General features: G+C 65.8%; 20 protein-coding genes. 15 read left to right on the forward strand and 5 right to left on the reverse strand.

Features of this window, described 5'->3' with window-relative positions:
- Nucleotide 1: 1 nt before the first annotated feature.
- The 6 genes from urtC (at nt 2) to CBW24_RS03015 (ending at nt 6,144) form a co-directional block, all read left to right on the forward strand.
- Nucleotides 2-1,264: an urea ABC transporter permease subunit UrtC gene (gene urtC / locus CBW24_RS02990; RefSeq protein WP_097372626.1), complete on the forward strand. Its 1,263-nt coding sequence runs from the start codon at nt 2-4 to the stop codon at nt 1,262-1,264.
- Entirely contained in the window at nt 1,261-2,001 is a 741-nt protein-coding gene (gene urtD, locus CBW24_RS02995) for an urea ABC transporter ATP-binding protein UrtD (protein WP_088662343.1), read from the forward strand. Before urtC ends, urtD begins: the two co-directional genes overlap by 4 nt.
- A gap of 2 nt (nt 2,002-2,003) precedes the next feature.
- On the forward strand, nt 2,004-2,699 hold the full coding sequence (urtE, locus tag CBW24_RS03000; protein ID WP_097372627.1) for an urea ABC transporter ATP-binding subunit UrtE: 696 nt from the start codon (nt 2,004-2,006) through the stop codon (nt 2,697-2,699).
- Nucleotides 2,700-2,789: 90 nt separating this feature from the next.
- Nucleotides 2,790-3,743: an ABC transporter permease gene (locus CBW24_RS03005; protein WP_088662341.1), complete on the forward strand. Its 954-nt coding sequence runs from the start codon at nt 2,790-2,792 to the stop codon at nt 3,741-3,743.
- Entirely contained in the window at nt 3,740-4,573 is an 834-nt protein-coding gene (locus CBW24_RS03010) for an ABC transporter permease (protein WP_097372628.1), read from the forward strand. The genes CBW24_RS03005 and CBW24_RS03010 overlap by 4 nt, the downstream gene beginning before the upstream one ends.
- The gene (locus CBW24_RS03015) at nt 4,570-6,144 is read left to right on the forward strand and encodes a dipeptide ABC transporter ATP-binding protein (RefSeq protein ID WP_097372629.1); all 1,575 of its coding nucleotides are present in this window, start codon (nt 4,570-4,572) and stop codon (nt 6,142-6,144) included. Before CBW24_RS03010 ends, CBW24_RS03015 begins: the two co-directional genes overlap by 4 nt.
- Before the next feature lie 17 nt (nt 6,145-6,161).
- Here the strand turns inward: CBW24_RS03015 and CBW24_RS03020 are convergent, their stop codons facing one another.
- On the reverse strand, nt 6,162-6,776 hold the full coding sequence (locus CBW24_RS03020; protein ID WP_088662338.1) for an exopolysaccharide biosynthesis protein: 615 nt from the start codon (nt 6,774-6,776) through the stop codon (nt 6,162-6,164).
- 166 nt (nt 6,777-6,942) lie between these two features.
- Between CBW24_RS03020 and CBW24_RS03025 the strand changes: the two genes are divergently transcribed.
- Entirely contained in the window at nt 6,943-7,893 is a 951-nt protein-coding gene (locus CBW24_RS03025) for a YihY/virulence factor BrkB family protein (protein ID WP_088662337.1), read from the forward strand.
- Between the two features lie 6 nt (nt 7,894-7,899).
- Here CBW24_RS03025 and CBW24_RS03030 read toward each other — a convergent pair whose 3' ends face one another.
- Nucleotides 7,900-8,109, reverse strand: coding sequence for a hypothetical protein (locus CBW24_RS03030; RefSeq protein ID WP_097372630.1), 210 nt, complete (start codon nt 8,107-8,109; stop codon nt 7,900-7,902).
- A 68-nt stretch (nt 8,110-8,177) separates the two neighbouring features.
- A complete protein-coding gene (locus CBW24_RS03035; RefSeq protein WP_097372631.1) occupies nt 8,178-8,864 on the reverse strand; it encodes an FAD-binding oxidoreductase in 687 nt (228 codons plus the stop codon).
- A 133-nt stretch (nt 8,865-8,997) separates the two neighbouring features.
- Here CBW24_RS03035 and CBW24_RS03040 point away from each other — a divergent pair, with 133 nt between their 5' ends.
- The 5 genes from CBW24_RS03040 to CBW24_RS03060 all read left to right on the forward strand — a co-directional run bounded on the left by CBW24_RS03040 (nt 8,998) and on the right by CBW24_RS03060 (nt 14,849).
- A complete protein-coding gene (locus CBW24_RS03040) occupies nt 8,998-10,005 on the forward strand; it encodes a ligase-associated DNA damage response exonuclease (protein WP_374708992.1) in 1,008 nt (335 codons plus the stop codon).
- On the forward strand, nt 10,005-11,597 hold the full coding sequence (locus tag CBW24_RS03045; protein WP_097372633.1) for a cisplatin damage response ATP-dependent DNA ligase: 1,593 nt from the start codon (nt 10,005-10,007) through the stop codon (nt 11,595-11,597). Before CBW24_RS03040 ends, CBW24_RS03045 begins: the two co-directional genes overlap by 1 nt.
- Nucleotides 11,598-11,697: 100 nt before the next feature.
- Nucleotides 11,698-12,117, forward strand: coding sequence for a DUF2177 family protein (locus CBW24_RS03050; protein WP_097372634.1), 420 nt, complete (start codon nt 11,698-11,700; stop codon nt 12,115-12,117).
- Between the two features lie 57 nt (nt 12,118-12,174).
- Entirely contained in the window at nt 12,175-13,407 is a 1,233-nt protein-coding gene (locus tag CBW24_RS03055) for a putative DNA modification/repair radical SAM protein (protein ID WP_097372635.1), read from the forward strand.
- Nucleotides 13,404-14,849, forward strand: coding sequence for a UdgX family uracil-DNA binding protein (locus tag CBW24_RS03060; RefSeq protein ID WP_097372636.1), 1,446 nt, complete (start codon nt 13,404-13,406; stop codon nt 14,847-14,849). The genes CBW24_RS03055 and CBW24_RS03060 overlap by 4 nt, the downstream gene beginning before the upstream one ends.
- A gap of 45 nt (nt 14,850-14,894) precedes the next feature.
- Here CBW24_RS03060 and CBW24_RS03065 read toward each other — a convergent pair whose 3' ends face one another.
- Complete coding sequence (locus tag CBW24_RS03065) at nt 14,895-17,477, reverse strand: HWE histidine kinase domain-containing protein (protein WP_097372637.1); 2,583 nt, start codon at nt 17,475-17,477, stop codon at nt 14,895-14,897.
- A 491-nt stretch (nt 17,478-17,968) separates the two neighbouring features.
- Between CBW24_RS03065 and CBW24_RS03070 the strand changes: the two genes are divergently transcribed.
- The 3 genes from CBW24_RS03070 (at nt 17,969) to CBW24_RS03080 (ending at nt 19,564) form a co-directional block, all read left to right on the forward strand.
- Nucleotides 17,969-18,244 (forward strand): heme oxygenase-like domain-containing protein, encoded by a 276-nt coding sequence (locus tag CBW24_RS03070; protein ID WP_097372638.1) that lies wholly within the window; start codon nt 17,969-17,971, stop codon nt 18,242-18,244.
- Between the two features lie 84 nt (nt 18,245-18,328).
- Nucleotides 18,329-18,559: a hypervirulence associated TUDOR domain-containing protein gene (locus CBW24_RS03075; protein ID WP_088662327.1), complete on the forward strand. Its 231-nt coding sequence runs from the start codon at nt 18,329-18,331 to the stop codon at nt 18,557-18,559.
- 6 nt (nt 18,560-18,565) lie between these two features.
- The gene (locus tag CBW24_RS03080) at nt 18,566-19,564 is read left to right on the forward strand and encodes a DNA topoisomerase IB (RefSeq protein ID WP_097372639.1); all 999 of its coding nucleotides are present in this window, start codon (nt 18,566-18,568) and stop codon (nt 19,562-19,564) included.
- Nucleotides 19,565-20,168: 604 nt separating this feature from the next.
- Here CBW24_RS03080 and ggpS read toward each other — a convergent pair.
- The gene (gene ggpS / locus CBW24_RS03085; protein ID WP_088662325.1) at nt 20,169-21,650 is read right to left on the reverse strand and encodes a glucosylglycerol-phosphate synthase; all 1,482 of its coding nucleotides are present in this window, start codon (nt 21,648-21,650) and stop codon (nt 20,169-20,171) included.

Consider the following 21,650-nt stretch of genomic DNA (forward strand, 5'->3'; position numbering starts at 1 on the left):
CATGAGCCTCACCATGAGCGCGCCGGTGCGGCGCAAATCCTTTGTCGCCAACAACCCTTCGGTCCTGATCTTTCTGTCGCTGCTGGCGTTGTTCACGGTCACCGCCACGGTGCTTGGCGAAGGCTTCGGTCTGGGGATCATCTCCACCTCCTTCATAAAGACGCTGGGCAAGACGCTGTGCCTGTGCCTGATCGCCATCGCGATGGATCTGGTCTGGGGCTATTGCGGTATCCTCAGCCTTGGCCATTTCGCGTTCTTCGGGCTGGGCGGATACATGATCGGCATGTGGCTGATGTATGAGCGGACCAAGGGCATCGTGCTCGACAGTCTGGCCAATGCGCCGCTGCCGCCCACCCCGCTGGAGGTCCGCGACGGCATCGGCAGTCAGATCTTTGGCGTCGTCGGCGGCTCCGACATTCCGTGGGTCTGGGGCTTTGCCGACAGTCTCACGCTGCAATTGCTGATGGTCGTGCTGGTGCCGGGGCTGTTGGCGCTGGTCTTTGGCTGGCTCGCCTTCCGCAGCCGCGTCACCGGGGTCTATCTGTCGATCCTGACGCAGGCGATGACGCTGGCGCTGTCGCTATACCTGTTCCAGAATGACAGCGGCTTGCGCGGCAACAACGGCCTGTCGGGCCTGCAAAACCTGCCGGGCGCGGCGGGCGACGTGCCGCAATCGGTGTTGTCGGTGTGGTTTCTCTGGGCCTCGGCGCTGGCGCTGGGGCTGGGCTACCTGCTGGCGGCCTTCGTGGTGTCCGGCAAGTTCGGCTCCGTCGTGCGCGGCATTCGCGATGACGAGGCGCGCGTGCGGTTTCTGGGCTACGATGTGGAGGGCTATAAGCTCTTCATCTTTACCCTCACCGCGATCATCGCCGCCATCGCCGGCGCGCTCTACTACCCGCAGGCGGGCATCATCAACCCGGCGGAGGTCGCACCGATTGCCTCGATCTATCTTGCGGTCTGGGTCGCCATCGGCGGGCGCGGGCGGCTTTACGGCGCGGTGATCGGCGCGGCCTTCGTGTCGCTCATGTCGTCGTGGTTCACCGGCGGCGGCGCGCCTGACATCGATCTGGGTGTCTATGTCGTGCAATGGACGGATTGGTGGTTGGTGCTGCTGGGCCTCAGCTTTGTTCTGGTGACGCTCTTCGCGCCCAAGGGCATCGGCGGTCTGGTGGATCTGATGGTGCGCAACCGCAACGTCAGCGACCGCCACGGCGCTGATTTCGGCCCCGATCAAGGCTCCAAGCGCGAGGAGGAACAGCCATGAGCACGTTGCTCGAAGTCTCCGGCGTCTCCGTCACCTTCGACGGGTTCCGCGCCATCAATAACCTCAGCTTTCAGATCGGTGCCGCCGAAATGCGGGCGATCATCGGCCCCAATGGCGCGGGCAAGACCACCTTTATGGATATCGTCACCGGCAAGACCCGCCCCGATGAGGGCCGGGTGATCTGGGGCGAACGCTCCGACAACCTGCTGAAGATGTCCGAAAGCCAGATCGCCCGCGCGGGTGTGGGCCGGAAATTCCAGCGCCCCACGGTGTTCGAGGATCAGTCAGTGCGCGAAAACCTCGCCATGGCGCTGCGCAATGACCGGCAGCCGTGGAAGGTGCTGTTCTACCGCAAAACCGACGAAGGCGCGGCCCGGATCGAGGCACTGGCCAAGCAGATCGGCCTGTCGTCTGAATTGACGCGCAAGGCGGGCGAGCTGAGCCACGGGCAGAAGCAATGGCTGGAGATCGGCATGCTGCTGGCCCAAGATCCGCGCCTGCTGCTGGTCGATGAACCCGCCGCCGGCATGACCCCAGCGGAGCGCGACCACACCACCGAAATCCTGAAAGAGGCCGCCAAGACCCGCGCCGTCGTCGTCGTCGAACATGACATGGATTTCGTCGAGAAGCTGAACTGTAAAGTCACGGTCCTGCACGAAGGCTCGGTGCTGGCCGAAGGCAGCCTCGCCCATGTCACAAGCAATAAAAACGTCATCGACGTGTATCTGGGGCGCTGACCATGCTGGAGACCCGCAACCTCACCCTGCATTACGGCCAAAGCCAGATCCTGTGGGACGTGGACATCACCGCCGCCACCGGGCGCGTCACCTGTTTGATGGGCACCAATGGCGTGGGCAAGACCAGCCTGCTGAAGGCGATTTCCGGCACGCATCAGCGTTCGGGCGGGGATCTCGTGCTGGATGGCGAGGTGCTGCCGCGCCTGCCCTCGCACGCGCTGGCGCAGAAGGGCGTGGCCTATGTTCCGCAGGGGCGCGATATCTTCCCACTGATGACGGTGCGCGAAAACCTCGAAACCGGCTTTGCCTGTCTGCCGAAATCCGACCACATGGTGCCCGATCAGATCTATGAACTGTTCCCGGTGCTGAAGGACATGACCAACCGGCGCGGTGGCGATTTGTCGGGCGGGCAGCAACAGCAGTTGGCCATTGGCCGCGCGCTCATCACCCGGCCCAAGCTGCTGCTGCTGGACGAGCCGACCGAGGGCATCCAGCCCAACATCATCCAGCAAATTGGCCGTGTGATCGAGTTTCTGCGCGACGAAGGCCAGATGGCGATCCTGTTGGTCGAGCAGCGCTTCGATTTCGCGCATGGGCTGGCCGACGATATCTTCGTGCTGAAGCGCGGCGCGGTGGTGCTGAAGGGCGAAAAGACCGCGCTCGATAAGGCCGAGGTGCTGCGCGCCGTTTCCGTCTGACACGCGCCACCCGGTCGCGCATGTCGCGGGGCTGGTCCTTTGGGCGGTTTCCTCGGTAAGAAGAGGAAACCGCCCCTTCGGCCGGAGCCCATGGCAGTCTATTTGCTCAAACGTCTGGCCTCGCTTGCCCTGGCCCTGATCGCGGCCAGCCTTGTCGTCTTTGCGCTGATCGAAGTGGTGCCCGGCGACCCGGCCCGCACCATGCTGGGCATCAACGCGACCGATGCCGCTGTGGCCGCGCTGCGCGACAGCCTCGGGCTTAATCAGAACATCGCGCTGCGCTACCTCGATTGGGTGGGCGGCATGCTGCGCGGCGACTTTGGACAATCCTATTCCTATCGCGTGCCGGTGGCGCAGCTGATCGGCGACCGGCTGTGGGTGTCGGTGCCGCTGGCGGGGTATGCGCTGGCGCTCACCGTGGTGCTGGCGCTGCCGGTCGGGCTGGCGGCGGCGGCACTGCGCGGGCGGGCGGCGGATTACGGGCTGATGGGCCTGACCCAGCTGGGCATTGCGGTGCCGAATTTCTGGTTCGCCATGCTGCTGGTGCTGATTTTCGCGGTAAAGCTGCCGCTGTTTCGCTCTGGCGGGTTTGCAGGATGGGACGCGGGGCTTGGCGCCGGGCTCTGGTCGCTGACGCTGCCTGCCGTGGCGCTGGCGCTGCCGCAGGCTTCGATCCTTGCGCGGGTGCTGCGCTCCGCGCTGATCGAAACGGCGGGACAGGACTACATCCGCACCGCGCGGGCCAAGGGCCTGACCGCACGCGGCGCGCTGCTGCGTCACGGGCTGCGCAACGCGCTGATCCCGGTGCTGACCATCATGGGGCTGCAATTTTCGTTTTTGCTGGCGGGCGCCGTCATCATCGAAAAGGTGTTCTTTCTGCCCGGCCTTGGGATGCTGCTGTTTCAGGCCATCACCCAGCGCGATCTGATCGTTGTCGAAAGCACGGTGATGCTGTTGGTGGCGGCGGTCATCATGGTGAATTTCCTGACCGATCTGGCCTATGCGTGGGTTGATCCGCGCCTGCGCCGCCGGGGCCGGGCATGAGCCGGGCGCGCCTCCCGCTGCCGCTCTGGCTTGGCGCGCCGCTGGTGGCGCTGGCGCTTGGCATGGCGCTGATCTCGCTGATCTGGACGCCCCATGACCCCGCCGCGTTGGCCATCGGTGACAAGCTTCGCGCGCCGGGCTGGAGCCACCCGCTGGGCACCGATCATCTGGGCCGCGATCTGCTGTCGCTGCTGATGGCCGGGGCGCGCACCTCGTTGGCGGTGGCGCTGGTGGCGGTGGGGATCGGCGCGGGGCTGGGCGTGCCGCTGGGGCTGTGGGCTGCGGCCCGGCGCGGGACATGGATCGATGATCTGCTGATGCGGGCCAATGACCTGATCTTTGCCTTTCCGTCGCTGGTGATCGCCATCCTGATCACCGCCGCCTTCGGGCCTTCGGCGCTCAATGCGATCATCGCCATCGGCATTTTTAACATCCCGGTCTTTGCCCGTGTCGCGCGGGGCGGGGCACTGACCATCTGGTCGCGCGAATTCATACTGGCCGCGCGGCTGGCGGGGAAAGGCGCGGCGCGGATTTCCGTGGAACATGTCCTGCCCAATATCGCGAGCCTGCTGATCGTGCAGGCGACCATCCAGTTTTCGCTGGGCATTCTGGCCGAGGCGGCACTGTCCTATGTGGGGCTTGGCGCGCAGCCGCCCACCGCCAGCTGGGGCCGGATGCTGGCCGAGGCACAGACCCTGTTCTACGGCTATCCCCGGTTGGCCATCGTGCCGGGGCTGGCGATCGTGCTGACGGTGCTGGGGCTGAACCTGATGGGTGACGGTCTGCGCGACCATCTCGATCCGCGTCTGCGGCAGCGGGCGGTGCAATGATCGCGCTCGATCATCTGACGGTGCGGCTCGGCGGGCAGCCGGTGCTGCAAGACCTGTCGCTGCGGCTGGAACCGGGGCGTATAACGGGGCTGGTCGGCGAAAGCGGATCGGGTAAATCGATGACCGCGCTGGCCATCCTGGGCCTGCTGCCTGCGGGCGCGCAGGTCACGGGCGGCGTGGTGCTGGACGGGGCGGAGATCACCACCTTGCCGGAGCGCCGCATGGCCCGCCTGCGCGGGCGCGAGATCGGCATGGTGTTTCAGGAGCCGATGACCGCGCTCGATCCGCTGATGACCATCGGCGCGCAGGTGGCCGAGACGCTGCGCATTCATCGCGCCGCCAGCCGGGCAGAGGCCCGCGCGCGCGCGGCGGCGCTGCTGATCCGCGTCGGGCTCGACCCTGACCGGGTGCCCCCCGAACGGTATCCGCATGAATTGTCAGGCGGGCAGCGGCAGCGGGTCTGTATCGCGATGGCCATCGCCCTGCGTCCGCGCCTGCTGATCGCGGATGAGCCGACCACGGCGCTCGACGTCACCACGCAAGCGCATGTGCTGGCCTTGCTGCGGCGGCTGGTGGCGGAGGAAGGCATGGCGCTGCTCCTCATCACCCATGATCTGGCCGTGGTCTCGCAGATGGCCGACACGGTCGCGGTGCTGCATCGCGGGCGGTTGGTGGAGCAGGGCCCGACGGCGCAGGTGCTTACCCGGCCCGACCATGCCCACACCCGCAGCTTGCTGGCGGCAACCGGCCACCGGCCTGTGCGCGCCGCACGCAGCACAGGCGCGCCGCTGCTGCGGGTCGAGGGCGCGTGCAAGGATTACGTCACCGGGCGTGGTATCTTTACCGCGCCGCGCCGGGTGCGGGCGTTGAACGATGTCAGCTTCACCCTGCGGCGGGGCGAAAGCCTTGGCCTTGTGGGGGAAAGCGGCTGTGGCAAATCCACGCTCGCCCGCGCCGTGCTGGGGCTGGAGCCGCTCGACGCGGGGCGCATTCTGCTGGCCGATGCGCCGGTATCGCCCAGCATGCCCGCCGCGCAACGCCGTCGCGCGCAGGCGGTCTTCCAAGACCCGCAGGGCAGTTTCGATCCGCGCCAGCGGGTCGCGCGGCTGGTGGCGGAGCCGTTCCACCTGACCGGACGCCCCGCAGACGCGGCAGCGCAGGTTGTCGATGCCCTGCGCGCCGTGGGGCTCATGGCCGAGGATGCCAGCCGCTATCCGCATCAGTTCTCCGGCGGGCAGCGCCAGCGCATCGCCTTGGCCCGCGCGCTGGTCATTCATCCCGATCTGGTGGTGCTGGACGAAGCGGTCTCGGCGCTGGACGTGTCGGTGCGGGGGCGGGTGCTGGATCTGTTGGCGCGGCTTCAGGCTGATCGCGGCCTGAGCTATCTGTTCATCAGTCACGATATGGACGTTGTGCGCGCAATCACCGACCGGGTTTTGGTGATGGAGGCAGGTCGTATTGTCGAGGAAGGCCCCACCGCGCAGGTCTATGCCGCGCCGCGCCACCCTCGGACCCGCGCCCTGCTCGATGCGGTGCCGCGCTTGACGCAGGCGGGTGCCTCCGGGGTTTAGGGCCGCGCGTCGACCCCTCACATCAGGAAACTATAGGCCGCATAGCCAGTGGCCACGCTCGCCGCGAGCGCCAGCGCCATGATGACCCCGTCCCGCGCCGTCAGCGCCAAGCCGAAGAGCGCGATCACCCCATGCGGCAACATCGCTGCAAAAGGCACAAGTTCCAGTGGCGGGACCAAGGCCGCCAGCAGCAGACAGATCGCCCCGGCCAGCCGCTGCGATGGCGCGCGCACCAGAACCTCCAGCCGCCGTCCGGTGTAGCGATCCAGAAAATCGGCCACCGGGCGCAGCTTTTTGACCGCATGGCCCAGCTTGTCCGCAGGCACCTTGCGCGATTTCAGCATGTCGGGGATCCACAGCCGGTCGCGCCCCAGCACGATCTGCGCGGAATAAAGCGCACCGATCAGGGCCAGCAGGGACGGCAGCGTCGGGATCGCCCCCAGCGGCGAGGCCCCCAGAAGCCCGGTCACCACCAGCACCGGCCCGTAACTGCGCCGTCCAAAGGCGCTGAGCAGGTCGTCCAGTGTCAGGCTTCGGCCCTTATCCGCGCAATCGTCGAGTTTATCGAGGATATCGCGCGCCGCGTGGGAGCCGTCATCGGGGCGCAGATCGTCGGCTAGGGAAGTGGCCATCGAAGATCCTTTTAGTAGGGACGCGCCACAGGTCATCGGGCGCGCAAGGCGGTCACAGCCGAACGTGATCGTAGGGGCACGGGTTCCCTTTACCCGCCGGTTGGAGGAACCTGTGCAGGAACCCGCCGTTGAGACTCAAATCCCCGTGAGACAGACAAGGCCCCGTATGACCGATCTCTCCGCTGCCTCCACGCCTGCGTCTGCGCCCGAGGCCGACGACACCGAATTCCCCCGCCACGGCTGGCGTGGCTGGTATGATCTGGCGATGCGGGTGAAATCGCAGGCGACAGAGGATCATCTGGCGCTGCTTTCCGCCGGGATCGCGTTCTACGGGCTGCTGGCGGTGTTTCCCGCCTTGGCCTTTGCCATGTCTCTGGCCGGTATCCTGACGGAGCCGACAGCCGTGGTGGAACAGTTGGAGGCCGTGGGACAGGTTCTGCCCGGCGAAGCCCGGAACATCATCCTCACACAGGCGCGCGAGGTCACCGGCTCAGCCGAAGACGGGCTGGGGCTTGCCGCGCTGATTTCGTTGGCGCTGGCGCTGTGGTCCTCGTCTCGCGGCATGAACGGCCTGATCGAAGGGCTGAACGTCGCCTATGGCCTACAGGAAAAACGCGGCTTCGTCCGGCTGACGCTGACCAATCTGGCGCTCACCTTCGGGGTGATGCTGGGCTTTGTGCTGGTCTTGACGCTGATCGCGGTGATCCCGGCGGCCCTGTCGGTGGTGCATGCCAGTTCATGGATCGAAACGGCGGTGGACTGGCTGCGCTGGCCCATATTGGCGCTGATCGCGATGTTCGGGCTGACGGTGATCTACCGGCTCGGCCCCTCGCGCGAGACATTCACTTGGCGCTGGCTGACCACCGGGTCGGTGCTGGCCTGTCTGCTGTGGCTGCTGGGGTCGCTCGCGTTTTCCTACTATGTCGGTGAATTCGCCAGCTACAACAAAACCTTCGGCACGCTGGCCGGGGCGATCATCATGATGACTTGGCTGTGGCTTTCGGCGTTCATCGTGCTGCTGGGCGCAGAGGTGAACTGCCAGATGTCCGAACGCCGCCGCCGCCGCCGCGCCGCCCGCAGCCGGGGCGAGGATGCGCAGGGGCTGGCGAGCGACTGAGGCCGATCACCCGTCCTGACGGTTGTAGGGGCTCTGGTTCACGGGCTTGAGCGAAATGCCTTCGGCGCTGGCCTTGGATTGCACCGCTTCTGGCGTTCGGCCCAGCTTCAGCCCGATGACCCGCGTGGGCGTGTTTTCCTCGGCCAATTGGCGCAGCTGCGCAATGTCGTCTTCGCTCCACGGATCGCCGGAATTGCGTTCGGTTTTGGCGGTCATGCTCTGCTCCTTGTCTTGTCTTGTCTTGTCTTGTCTTGTCTGGCTTTGCTCGTGCCGGGCGCGCGGGATCAGCCCCAGCCCTTTTCGGTCGTGATGCGCTCTTCCGGGGTGCCCCGGTCCAGCAGCACTTGCTTGATCTCCTTCACCATCCCGCGCGGACCACACAGATAGAACGGCTGGTCGCTGTCCTTTACCACCTCATCCAGAAACGCGGCATCGATGCGGCGATGGGGCAGGGTGCCCGTGTCCTCTTGCGTCGTGGTGAACACCGTCGTCAGCCCGGCGCTGCGCATCTGCTCCAACTCCTCGCGCAGGATGATGTCGCGCTCGCACGGGTTGGAAAAAATCAGGGTGCAGCCGTCCAGCGTGCCTTGGCGCGCGCGGTTGCGCAGAATGGCGATGAACGGCGTGATGCCCGCACCCCCGGCGATGAACACGCCCGCACCCTTATCCTCGATCGCGCCGGCGGCAGGCTCCGCCAGCACTTGATCGCCGGGGCTCAGGGTCGGGATCTGTTCGGTCACGCCGTCATGATCGGGATAGGATTTGATGACGAATTCCAGCCCTTCATCCTCGGGCAGCGAGGTGAAGGTGAAAGGACGGTCCTCCTCGCGCCAGCCATCGCGGTCCAGCGCCATATGCGTGGCCTGTCCGGGGGCAAAGTCATAGCCCTCGGGCCGGTCGAACCGCAGCCGCCATGTGTCATGGGTGACGGGGGCGATATCTTGTAGCGTCAGCACGTTTGCGGGGGGCATCAGAGAACTCCTTTCGCTTGTCCGTCCAACGCAGGGCAGGTCGGGCGGTTCCGGGGCGGGGTCCTGACCCGCGATTGGCCGAACGCGGCGCGGGGCCTACCATCTGCGATCCCGATCACCCCACTGACGGAGCCTGCCCGTGGCCGAACCGCCGCTCATCCCCCGGCCCGAGGGCCTTTATTGCCCGGAAGGCCGGTTCTACATCGACCCGGTGCAGCCGGTGGATCGCGCGCTTATCACCCACGGTCACGCCGATCACGCCCGCGCGGGCCACGGCGCGGTGATGGCCACCCGTCAGACGCTGGAAATCATGGCGATCCGCTATGGCGCGGATTTCACCGGCACACGGGAGGAGGCCGGGACAGAAGCGCGCGTGAACGGGGTCAAGGTCAGCTTCCACCCCGCCGGTCATGTCCTCGGCTCGGCGCAGATCCGGATGGAGATCGGCGGTCGTGTCGTCGTCGTGTCGGGCGACTACACCCGCGCCCCCAACCCCGCCTGCGCGCCGTTCGAACTAGTGCCCTGCGATCTCTTCGTGACCGAGGCGACATTCGGCCTGCCGGTATTCCGCCACCCCGATCCGCTGGCGGAGGTGGGTAAGCTGATGGCCTCGCTCGCGCAGTTTCCCGACCGCGCGCATCTGGTGGGCTCCTACGCGCTGGGCAAGGCGCAGCGGGTGATCGCACTGATCCGCGCCGCCGGTTGGGATCGCCCGATTTACTTGCATGGCGCGTTGCAGCGGCTGTGCGATTACCACATCGAACAGGGTGTGCCGCTGGGCGAATTGCGCCCCGCCACGATCGAGCGCGGCAATAAGGCCCAATTCGCAGGCGAAATCATCCTCGCGCCGCCCTCGGCCTTCGCCGCGAAATGGGCGCAGCGCTTCCCTGATCCGGTGCTGGCTTTTGCCTCCGGCTGGATGGGGGTGCGGGCACGGGCGCGGCAACGGATGTGCGAGTTGCCGATGGTGATTTCCGACCATTGCGACTGGCCCGCGCTGACTCGCACCATCCGCGAAACCGGCGCGTCGGAGGTCTGGGTCACCCACGGCGCGGAGGAAGCATTGGTGCATTGGTGCCGCAAACAGGGCCTTGCCGCGCAGCCGCTGCATCTGGTCGGCTACGAAGAGGAGCCTGAGTGATGCGCGCCTTTGCCCGCCTGCTGGACCGGCTCAGCTTCACGCCGTCGCGCAACGATAAACTGACGCTGATCGCCGATTACCTGCGCGACACGCCCGACCCGGATCGCGGCTGGGCGCTGGCGGCGCTGACCGGCGATCTGGATCTGCGCTCCATCACACCGTCGCGCCTGCGCCAGATGGTCGAGGGCCGCATCGACGCCGAACTGTTTCGCCTGAGCTACGATTACGTCGGCGATCTGGCCGAAACCATTGCGCTGATCTGGCCGGAAACGGAAACCGACGCGCAGCGGGAAACGACCCCGCCCGATATTCCCCTGTCGCAGGTCGTGACCCGGTTGCAGGCGATGGGCCGCGCCAATGTCCCGGCTGAGATGGCGCAGATGCTCGACGCGCTTGCGCCCGAGGCGCGGTTTGCGCTGCTGAAGCTGGTGACAGGCGGCCTGCGCGTGGGCGTGTCGGCGCAGCTCGCCAAGACCGCCCTGGCGCGCTTCGGCGAAGTGGAACTGACCGAGATCGTGGAGCTTTGGCACGGGCTGACCCCACCCTATACCGACCTCTTCGCGTGGCTCACCGGGGGGGAGAAGCCGGTCAATGCCGCGCGCGCCCCATTCCGCCCGGTGATGCTGTCCACCGCCACCGATCTGGATCAGTTGCAGGCGCTGGACCCTGCCGAACATTTTGCCGAGTGGAAATGGGACGGCATCCGCGTGCAGGCGGTGGCGGAGGCAGGCACCCGCCGCATCTATTCCCGGACGGGCGAGGATATTTCCGGCGCATTTCCCGATCTGGTGGAGGCGATGGAATTCGAAGGCGCGCTCGACGGCGAATTGCTGGTTCGGCAGGGCACCACCGGCGTCGGCAGCTTCGCCGATCTGCAAAAGCGGCTGAACCGCAAAACCGTGTCAAAGGCGCTGCTGAAATCGAATCCGGCGATGCTGCGCGCCTATGACCTGCTGGTCGATGGCGGCGATGACATCCGCGCCCTGCCGCAAACCGCCCGCCGCGCGCGGCTGGAAACGTTCCTCGCCCCGCTCGATCCCGCGCGCTTTGACCTGTCGCCGCTGATCCCATTCACGACATGGGACGATGTTGCGCAGGCACGCGATGACCTCCCCGATCCGGTGATCGAAGGCGTGATGATCAAACGCCGCGACACGCCCTATCTGGCCGGGCGCAGCCGGGGGCCGTGGTTCAAATGGAAACGCGACCCCTACCTGATCGACGCGATCCTGCTCTACGCACAGCGCGGGCATGGCAAACGCTCGGGCTTCTATTCCGACTACACGTTCGGGGTCTGGAAGGGGAACGAGATCGTGCCGGTGGGCAAGGCCTATTTCGGCTTCACGGATGAGGAGTTGAAGCAGCTTGATCGCTTCATCCGCGACAACACCCGCGAACGCTTCGGCCCGGTGCGCTCGGTCACGCCGGATCTGGTGCTGGAGATCGCGTTCGAGGGGCTCAACCGCTCGCCCCGGCATAAATCTGGCGTCGCCATGCGCTTCCCCCGCGTGCATCGCATCCGCTGGGACAAACCGGCGCAGGAGGCCGATCACCTGTCCACGCTGGAGGCGATGCTGCCGCCGGAGGGCTGATCCATCCGTTAACCATCGGCGCAGGTAAAGTGATCCGCCCCCACACCACGCCCGTAACCCGTGCAGATCATCCCGGTCAAAGCCAGCACGCGGAGCCGCTATGCAGACCATCATTCTATACGTCATTACCGTGGTCCTGTTTCTGGGGCTCGACGCGATCGGCCTGACGCGGCTGGTGCGCCCGGTGTTCGAGGAAAACATCGGCCATCTTTTGCTCGATGATTTCCGGCTGGGGCCGGCGGCGCTGTTCTACATGGCGTTCGTCGCCGGGCTTTTGTGGTTCGTTTCGGAGCCTGCCCTGCGCGATGACGCGCCGATGCAGGCGCTGCTCAACGGCGCGATCCTCGGCTTTCTCGCCTATGGCACTTATGAATTCACCTCGCTCGCCGTGATGCGCGACTGGTCGATGCGCATGGTGGCCGTGGATGTGGCATGGGGCACCGTTCTTACCGGTGTTTCGGCATGGGGCGGGGTGGTTCTGACCCGCTGGATCAGCACCGCGCTGATCACGCCGGTTTGAGGGCCCCTGCGCCCATGGGGGCTTCACAAGAACATTAACGGAACATAAATTCCGTCCATGGCCAAGCACACTCTCGCACAGAAGCTCGCCATCCTGTCGGATGCCGCGAAATACGACGCCTCCTGCGCCTCCAGCGGGACGGATAAGCGCAACGCGCAGAACGGCGGGCTTGGCTCGACCGAAGGGTCAGGCATTTGCCATGCCTACACCCCAGACGGGCGCTGCATCAGCCTGCTCAAGATCCTGATGACGAATTTCTGCATCTTCGATTGCGCCTATTGCGTGAACCGGGTGTCGTCACGGACCGAGCGCGCCCGGTTTTCGCCCGACGAGGTGGTGCAGCTGACGCTGGAATTCTACCGCCGCAACATGATCGAGGGGCTGTTTCTCAGCTCCGGCATCATCCGGTCGCCCGATGTGACGATGGAGGATATGGTCCGCATCGCCCGGACCCTGCGGATCGAGCATCAGTTTCGCGGCTATATCCATCTGAAAACGATCCCCGACGCCTCCCCCGAACTGATCGAGGAGGCAGGTCTTTACGCTGATCGTTTGTCCATCAATATCGAACTGCCGCAGGATGACAGCCTGCGCCGCTTCGCCCCCGAAAAGCGCCCCGAAACGATCCGCACCGCGATGGCCGGTGTGCGCCTGTCGCGCGAGGCCGCGAAGGAGCGCAGCCATAGCGGCAAACGCCCGCCCCGGTTTGCCCCCGCCGGGCAAAGCACCCAGATGATCGTCGGCGCGGATGGCTCGGATGATGTCGCGATCCTCGGCACGGCGTCGCGGCTTTATTCCGGCTACGGGCTGAAACGGGTCTATTACTCCGCTTTCTCCCCCATCCCCGACGCCACCGCCAAGCTGCCGCTGATCCGCCCGCCGATGCTGCGCGAACACCGGCTGTATCAGGCCGACTGGCTGATGCGGTTTTATGGGTTTTCAGCCGCCGAGATCGGCGCAGGCACCACTGGCGGGCATCTCGATCTGGAGGTCGATCCGAAACTGGCATGGGCGCTCAACCACCGCGCCGATTTCCCCGTGGATGTGAACCGCGCCACCCGCGAAATGCTGCTGCGGGTGCCGGGCTTTGGCACGAAATCGGTGCAGCGCATCCTGACCACCCGGCGCCACCGCACCCTGCGCTATGACGACCTGATCGCCATTGGCGCGCGGATGAAACAGGCGCGCAACTTTATCACCTGTCTCGATTGGCATCCCGGCACGCTGACCGACAGCGCCGATCTGCGCGCCCGCTTCGCACCGCCGCCCGAACAGTTGAGCCTGTTGTGAACCACCGCGTCACGCTGCCCCATATCGGCACCGTGGCGGCATGGCGTGACGCCGCACGCCCGCTGGCCGCCGCCGCTGTGCCCGGTCATCTGATCCGCTGGCACCGGGAGGGCGCGGCCCAGGCTGATGACCTGTTCGCCGCCGAGCCGCCCGCCGGCGATCCGCCACAGGCCAGCCGCCGCATCACGGTGCCCAAACGCTTTCCCACACTGATGGCGCAGGTGGGCATCCATGCCGATCCCGAACGCTTCGCGCTGCTGTATGATCTGCTGACTCGGCTGCAAGACACGCCCCGGCTGCTGGATGATCCTGCCGATCCCGCCGTGCGCCGCGCCACCCGCATGGCCGCCGCCGTGCGCCGCGACATGCATAAGATGAAAGCCTTCGTCCGGTTTCAGGAGATCGAGACCGAGGGCACCCGCCGCCGCTTTGCCGCGTGGTTCGAGCCTGACAACCCGATTGTCGAGGCTACAGCCCCGTTCTTTGCCCGCCGCTTCGCCGATATGGACTGGATGATCGCCACGCCGGATATGGTTGCCCGCTTTGAAGATGGCGCGCTGTCCTTCCATCCCGGCGCGGCGCAGCCCGATCTGCCGCGGGATGCGACCTCGGCGCTGTGGGACGTGTATTTCCGCAATATCTTTAACCCCGCGCGGGTCAAGACCTCGGCCATGCGGTCCGAGATGCCGTTGAAATACTGGAAAAACATGCCCGAAACGCGGCTCATTCCCGATATGCTGGCGGAGGCTGAAACACGGGTGCAGAAGATGCGCGACGCGCTGCCCGAACCCGCCCCGGACCATGCCGACCGGATCGCCGCACGCTACCGCGACACGCTGGCGGAGCCGCCGCCCGCCACTGATTTGCAGGCGCTGGCCCGGCAGGCGCGCGGCTGCACCCGTTGCGATCTGTGCCACATTGCCACCCAGACCGTCACTGGCGAAGGCCCGGAGGATGCCGCCCTGATGGTGGTGGGGGAACAGCCCGGCGATACCGAGGATCTGGCAGGGCGGCCCTTTGTCGGCCCGGCGGGGCAATTGCTGGATACGCTGCTGGCCGAGGCTGAATTGCCGCGCGACCGGCTGTGGATGACCAACGCGGTCAAGCATTTCAAACATGTCCCACGCGGCAAGAAACGCATCCATGCCCGCCCGAACATGTCGGAAATCACGCAATGCCGCTGGTGGCTGGATCAGGAACGCATGCTGCTGAAGCCGCGCCTGACGCTGGCGCTGGGCGCTACGGCGACGACGGCGCTGACCGGGCGCTCCGCCGCGCTTGGCCCCCGGCGCGGCAAGGTCGAAGACACCGCCAACGGGCCGGTGCTCATCACCATCCACCCCAGCTATCTGTTACGCCTGCCCGATGCAGGCCGCGCCGCCGAGGAACGCGCCCGCCTGACCGAAGATCTCCGGCAGGCGAAGCGTCTCGCCGCGCTGTAATCCGCGCGACGCTGGGCGCGCGAATTCCCCGCCTGCCGCCCGCGCCTATAGCCGGGCGAAGGCCGCGCGAATGGTCGAGGTGCTATAGGGCTTTTTCACCACCGGCGCGTTGCCAAAGCCTTCATCCGCGACCTCGTTGCCGCCATAGCCCGTCGCCAGAATGAACGGCACGCCCTGCTCGCGCAGCAGCCGCGCCACATCGACCGATGTCGCATCGCCCAGATTGACGTCCAGCATCGCATAGCTCAGCCGCACCCGGTTCGCGATTTCCAGCGCGCTTTTGACCGAGCCCGCCACATGCACGGTTTCCGCGCCCATTTCCTTTAGGAAATCTTCGGCATCGAGGGCGATGACCATGTTGTCTTCCAGCACCATGACCTCGCCCGACAGCACGGCCAGATCGTCTGCGCCGGGGATGTTGCCGCCGGGCAGATCCATCACCGGCACCAGCCCGTCGCAGGGCCGCGCCGGATCGCGGAAGGCGGCGATGTAGCGCGCGGGCACGGTGAACCGGCCTTCGACACCGCCGACCTTATAGCTAAGCTGCGCTTCGCCTTTCAGCTCATAAGGGATCGAGCGTTCGATGATCGTGGTGCCGAATCCGCGCCGCGTCGGCGGCTGCACCGGCGGGCCGCCGATCTCTTTCCAGTGGACGGTCAGTTCATCCACCGCGCCGCGCTCCATCACGATCTCGACCCGGCCCGACCCCTGCGACAGCGCCCCGTATTTCGAACTGTTGGTGACAAGCTCGTGGAACACCAGCGCCAGCGTCGAAAACGCTTCGGGCGATATCATCACATCCGGGCCGCTAATGCTCACCCGGTCGGTGCGGTCGGAATGAAACGCCTTCATTTCCACTTCGATCAGTTCGCGCAGCGAGGCCGAAGACCAGTCTTCCCGCGTCAGCTGATCGTGCGCGCGGGCCAGTGCCTGAATGCGATCCCCCAGCACGGCGGTGTATTCCTGAATGGATTCGGCAGAGGCGCGGCTCTGGCTCATCAGCCCTTGGATCAGGTTCAGGATGTTGCGAATGCGGTGGTTCAATTCCGCGATCAGCAGCCCCTGTTGTTCCTGTGCGCGCTGGCGCTCGCGCCCGGCCTCGTCGCTCATCTTCAGCACGACTTCCAGCAGCGTGATGCGCAGCGCATCCGCCGCCCGCCATTCCGAAGACAGCCAAGGCGCGGATTTGCCCTTCACGATCTGCTGCCATGCCTCGAAGCTTTTGCGCGGGGTCAGCCGCGCGCCGTTCGGGCCCAGCGTCACCGCCTTGTCGGGATTGCCCGCCCAACGGACGGAGCGCGCCACTTCGCGACGGAAAAGCACGATATAGTCGCGGGGCTGGCGGCTAACCGGCAGCGCCAGCAGCCCGGCGACCCGGTCGGTGAACCCCGCCGCCGCGGGATAGATCTCCGACAATGCATCGGTGGCGAAGACGGAGCTCGGTGTTGCGGTGTTCAGAAACCGCGCCAGCCCGAGGAATTCCTCCTCCGTGGGGGCCGAGCCATGCGCCTCGTAACGCCCTTCGGAATAGATCGCGATGCCGTCATGGGCGATAACGCTGGAAATATCTTCGGCAATCGCGCCGAATTCATCGGCAAAGCTCGCCCCATCGCTGATCCGCGCCATCAGCCGGTCATGCAGGCCGCGCGCGCGGGTGATCTCGGACAGTTCCAGTTCGGTTTCCGATTGCGACAGCTCATAGCTGAAGATCTGCGCGAAAAGCTCGACCGCCGTGCGCAGTTCGAAATCGATGTAATGCCCATCATAGTGATGGCAGGCAAACAGGCCCCACAGCTTCCCCTTGCGTAGGATCGACACCGACATGGATGCCCGCACGCCCATGTTGCGCAGATATTCCAGATGAATGGGCGACAGCGCGCGGGTCACGCTTTGCGACAGGTCCAGCGGCTCGCCATGCGGGTTTAGCGTCGGGCGGATCTCGGCGCGGGGGGCGTCGATATCGACGACCAGCCGCAGCGGATTGCGGATATACAGCTCGCGCGCCTGCTGCGGAATATCAGACGCCGGGTAGCGCAGCCCTAAAAACGGCTCGCGCCCCGGAGTGACGGTTTCCGCGATCACCTCGCCACAGCCATCGGCGGCGAAGCGGTAGCACATTACCCGGTCAAATCCGGTCAGCGCGCGCAGGCTGCGCGTCGCCTCCTGACACATGCCCTCCAATGTTTCGCGCTGCGCCACGCGGCGCATCATCGGCTGGACGAAGCTCAGATCTTCGCGCGGGCGGCTGGCGGGGGCGGGCTCGAATTCGAACACCATCGACCGGTTGGACCGGTGCAGCGCCACGTCGAACAGCCGCCCATCATCGAACAGGTCATAGCCGAACATGCGGGCCACGGCCTCGGTCCGGTCCGCGACCTGCACCTTGCCCCGCAGATCGTGCAAGGCCTGTTGGCTCAGAAACTCGTTGAGAGACAATCCCACCAGATCGCTGTCCGGCAGCCCCAGAATATCCGCCACGTTGTCCGAGGCGTGTTGCACGATCCAGTCCGAAGACACGGCGATCAGGCAGCCGAAACTCTGCACCGCGCCGATGATGTGAATGGGTTCACGGTCGCAGTTGGTCAGATCCACCTGATACTGCGTGTCGGGCTGTGGCCCTGGGGTCATATAAATTCGTCCTGTCTGCTCGCGCCCGCGCAGGACGACGATCAAGTTTCCCTGTGGTGGAGGGTGTGTTTTTGCCCTCGCGCCGCATCGGTTGCGCGCGGTTCCCCCCGGTCTTATGCTCTGCCATCTTTGCCCGTTTTCAGGGATTTCACAATTGGCAATGCTGCGAAGCGCCTTGCGGACAGGGTTGTCCGACGCGCATCTCCGGGTGGATCGGCTGTTCTCCTGTTTCGACCTGACGGTGCCTGCCGGTCTGGCCGCGTTTTGTCGTGCCAATGAGAACGCCCTGCGCAGGTTGCGGTTCCCTGTGCCGGATGATGCGGCGGCGGCTTCGGTCCCGGCTGGCCCCTCCGGTGACACGCCGCGCGGGGCTGAGGGCCGCGTGCCCGCCAGCCCTGCGACCGATCCGCTGCGCATCGATGCCACTGCCATGATCACCGCCTTGCAGGCCGCCGCTTGCCGCACTTGCGGCCACGCCGCACCCCGTCGCCGTGGCCTATATCCTGCTGGGATCGCGTCTGGGCACGCAGGTGCTGCGCCGCGATTGGGCGCAAAGCGACGATACGCAGGTGCAGGGCGCGGGCCGTTATTTCGCGCTGCCGCCGCTCACCGCCGAATGGCGCAGGCTGGTGGCCGATCTCGACGCGCGCCCGGTGCTCGGCCCCGACGCCCAGCAGATCCTGAGCGACGCAGAAGCGATCTTTGACCTCTTTGCCCGGTCGGCGTTGCTGGAATTGGCCCGGATGGGCGTGACCGCGCCGGACTGACCGCGAGATCTGCCTGAGCCCGCGCGGAACCGTCCCGCGACGCCAGCCGTTTGCCTGTCGCAGATCGCAGGCAGGGAGGCCCGCATGACAGATTATCCCCATGGCACCCGCGTTGAATGGAACTGGGCAAACGGCACGGGCACCGGCAAGGTGCAGCGCAAGTTTACCGAGCGCGTGACCCGCACCATTTCTGGCTCCGAGATCACCCGCAATGCGGATCAGGACAATCCCGCCTATCTGATCGAGCAGGAAGACGGTGACGAAGTGCTGAAATCCGCGTCCGAGCTTCGCCGCGCAAGCGACAGCGGCAGCTGATCCCCCATGACCCCGCCGCCCGGCCTGATCCATTATCCAGACGACCGGCCCGGCATCGCCCGACGGCGCTGCGGGCGTGGCTTCAGCTATATCGCGCCCGATGGCACCCGCATCGATTGCAAGGTCGAGCGCGCCCGCATCAACGCCATCGCCGTGCCGCCCGCCTATGAGGACGTGTGGATCAGCCCCCATGCCAACGGGCATCTACAGGCCACCGGCTATGATGCCCGCACCCGCAAACAATATCGCTATCACCCTGAATGGTCGGCCCATGCCGCTGAAACGAAATTCGCCGGGCTGCGCGCGTTCGGGCTGTCGCTGCCGCGCCTGCGCGCCCGCATCTATGCCGGCCTGACCGCCGAACCGGGCGATCCCGAACTTGCCATCGCTGCGGTGCTGGCGCTGATTGATCGCGGGTCACTGCGCGTCGGTCATCCCGACTACACCGCAGAAAACGGCAGCTACGGCGCGGTGACCCTGCGCCCCCGCCACGCCCGGCTGAAGGGCGGCGGCGTGACGCTCGATTTCGTGGCCAAGGGCGGCAAGAAGGTCTCGACCCGCATCAACGGCACCCGGCTGGCCCGCGCGCTGGCCGAGGTGCAGGATCTGCCCGGCGGCACATTGGTGGGCTGGGTCGATGACCAAGGCGCGCCGCATCCCGTGCGCTCCGATCAGATCAACGCGGTGATGGCCGAGTGCTGCGGCGAGGGCGCGACGCCCAAGACATTCCGGACGTGGAACGGCACGCTCGCGGCATTTCGCTGTGCGCTGACCATGCCCGACGACACCCCCGCCACAATCAAGGCCTTGGCCGAGGCAGCATCGGACACGCTCCACAACACGCCCGCCATCGCGAAATCGAGCTACATCCACCCCCGCGTTCTGGACCTCGCCGAGCTCGACGCGGAAGAGCGCAACGCCCGGCTAAAAGCGCTAAAGCCCGACGCCGGACGCGGCTGGCGCAGCGGCGAGCCTGAACTTCTGGCCTATCTGGAGGAGGACTAGCCCCGCTTGCGAACAAGGCCAAAGGCCACGCGGGCGAACGCCCGTTGCGCCTCGTTTACCGATCCTGAGAGGGTCTAAGAACGAAGCGCACCCGCTCTCGAACAAGGCGAAGCCGCGAGAGCGAGCGCCGGCCCGTCCCCACGGGCTGGCGCTTGGCCATCTCACGCTAACCTTGGAGCGGGGAGGGACTTGGCTGGGATAAACCGCCCCGCTCAGCCGGAGCAGCGCCATCCCACGGGCAGGCTCCCGTCGCGCCCAGACCACAGAGCCTCACAACCTTTGAACGAAGCGCAACCGCTCTCGAACAAGGCCAAAGGCCGCGAGAGCGAGCGCCTGCCCGCCCCAACGGGCTGGCGCTTTGCCATCTCATGCTAACCTCCGAGCAGGGAGGTATTTGGCTGGGATTAAGCACACCCGCTCAGTCGTCGCAGCGCCATCCCACGGGCAGGCTCCCGTCGTGCCCAGACGACATAGACTCACAACCTTTGAACCCAGCGCACCCGCTCTCGAACAAGGCCACCTTTGATCGCCAAGCGGAAACGGTTCGGCTCGGAAAAACCCCACCGCCCCGCCACCCCACGGGCAGGCTCCCGGTGCGCCGAACTCAGCTTTGCCACTTCATGTCGAAATAGCGCCGCTGGTCGTCGGCCCATGCGCGGATGTCGTATTTCTGGACATGGCTGCGCAGTTGCTTCATCCGGCTGGCGCGTTCCTCGGGGCCCATCTCCAGCGCCTGAAGGATCGCGGTGTCCATTGATCGGTGCGAGAACGGATTGGTCGGCACCGCCGCGTCCATCTCCACCGCCGCGCCGGCGAATTCCGACAGGACCAGTACGCCCTGATCGTCGATCCGGGAGGCAACGAATTCCTTGGCGACAAGGTTCATGCCATCGGCCAGCGGCGTGATCCACGCCACATCCGCCGCCTGATAATAGCCGATCAGTTCGGTGAACGGGATCGCGCGGGAAATCAGCGCCAAGGGCTGCCACTCGAATGTGCCGAAGCGCCCGTTGATCCGGCCCGCCGTGGCCTCGATCTCGTTCTGGATTTCCTCATAGGCGGTCATGGCGCGGTTGGCGCTGACCGAGACATGCATCAGCCGCAGCTTGCCGCGCAGTTGCGGATTGGCCTCCAGCAGGCGCTCGTAGCTTTGCAACTGCTCGATCCCGCCCTTGGTGTAATCGGTCCGCCCGACCGACAGGATCATCTGGCTGCCGCCCATTTCCTCGCGCACGGAAGCGGCGGCGCGGCGGGTTTCCTCGCTGCGGGCCAACTGGTCGATATAGCTGACATCGACCCCCACGGCAGAGGATGCGATGGCGATCTCGTGCCCGTCAAACGTGATGCGCACCGGGGTCGTCGCCTCGTTCAGCGCGGTGCCTTCGGAGAAGAAGTCGGGATTGACCTTCTCGCGCTTCACCTCGCCGATATCGAACAGCGACCGCGCGACCGAGACGAAATTGTTGGCGTAGCGCGGGATGTGGAAGCCCACCACATCGCAGGCGAGCAGGCTTTGCGTGATTTCCTTGCGCCACGGCAGCACGTTGAACATATCCGCCGACGGGAACGGCGTATGGTGGAAAAAGCTGATCCGCAGATCGGGCCGCAACTGGCGCAGATAGCCGGGCACCAGCCACAGGTTGTAGTCATGCACCCAGACCACCGCGCCTTCGGCGGCTTCGGCGGCGGCGGCCTCGGCAAAGGACCAATTCACCTCGCGGAAGGTCGGCCAATCCACCGGGTCGTAGTTATACTTTTCCTTGAAGGAATGCAGGATCGGCCAGAACGCCTCCTTCGAGGTGACATGGTAGAAGCTCGACACCTGCGCGGCGGTCAGCGGCAGACGCGAGACCGAATATTTGCCGTAGCTGTCCTCGATCTGGATGACGCGCTCGAAATCGGGGTTGTTGGGGTCGTCGGCCTGTTTCCACGCCACCCACGCGCCCTTTTCGTATTGCCCAAAGAAGCTTTTCAGCGTGGGCACGATCCCGTTTGGGCTTTTGTTTTCGTGGTATTCGATCTTCCCGTCAACCTCGACCTCCTCATAGGGCTGGCGGTGGTAGACAATGACCAGTTCGGACGGCAT

It is taken from the genome of Pacificitalea manganoxidans, from assembly GCF_002504165.1.
In the GTDB taxonomy this organism is placed as follows: domain Bacteria; phylum Pseudomonadota; class Alphaproteobacteria; order Rhodobacterales; family Rhodobacteraceae; genus Pacificitalea; species Pacificitalea manganoxidans.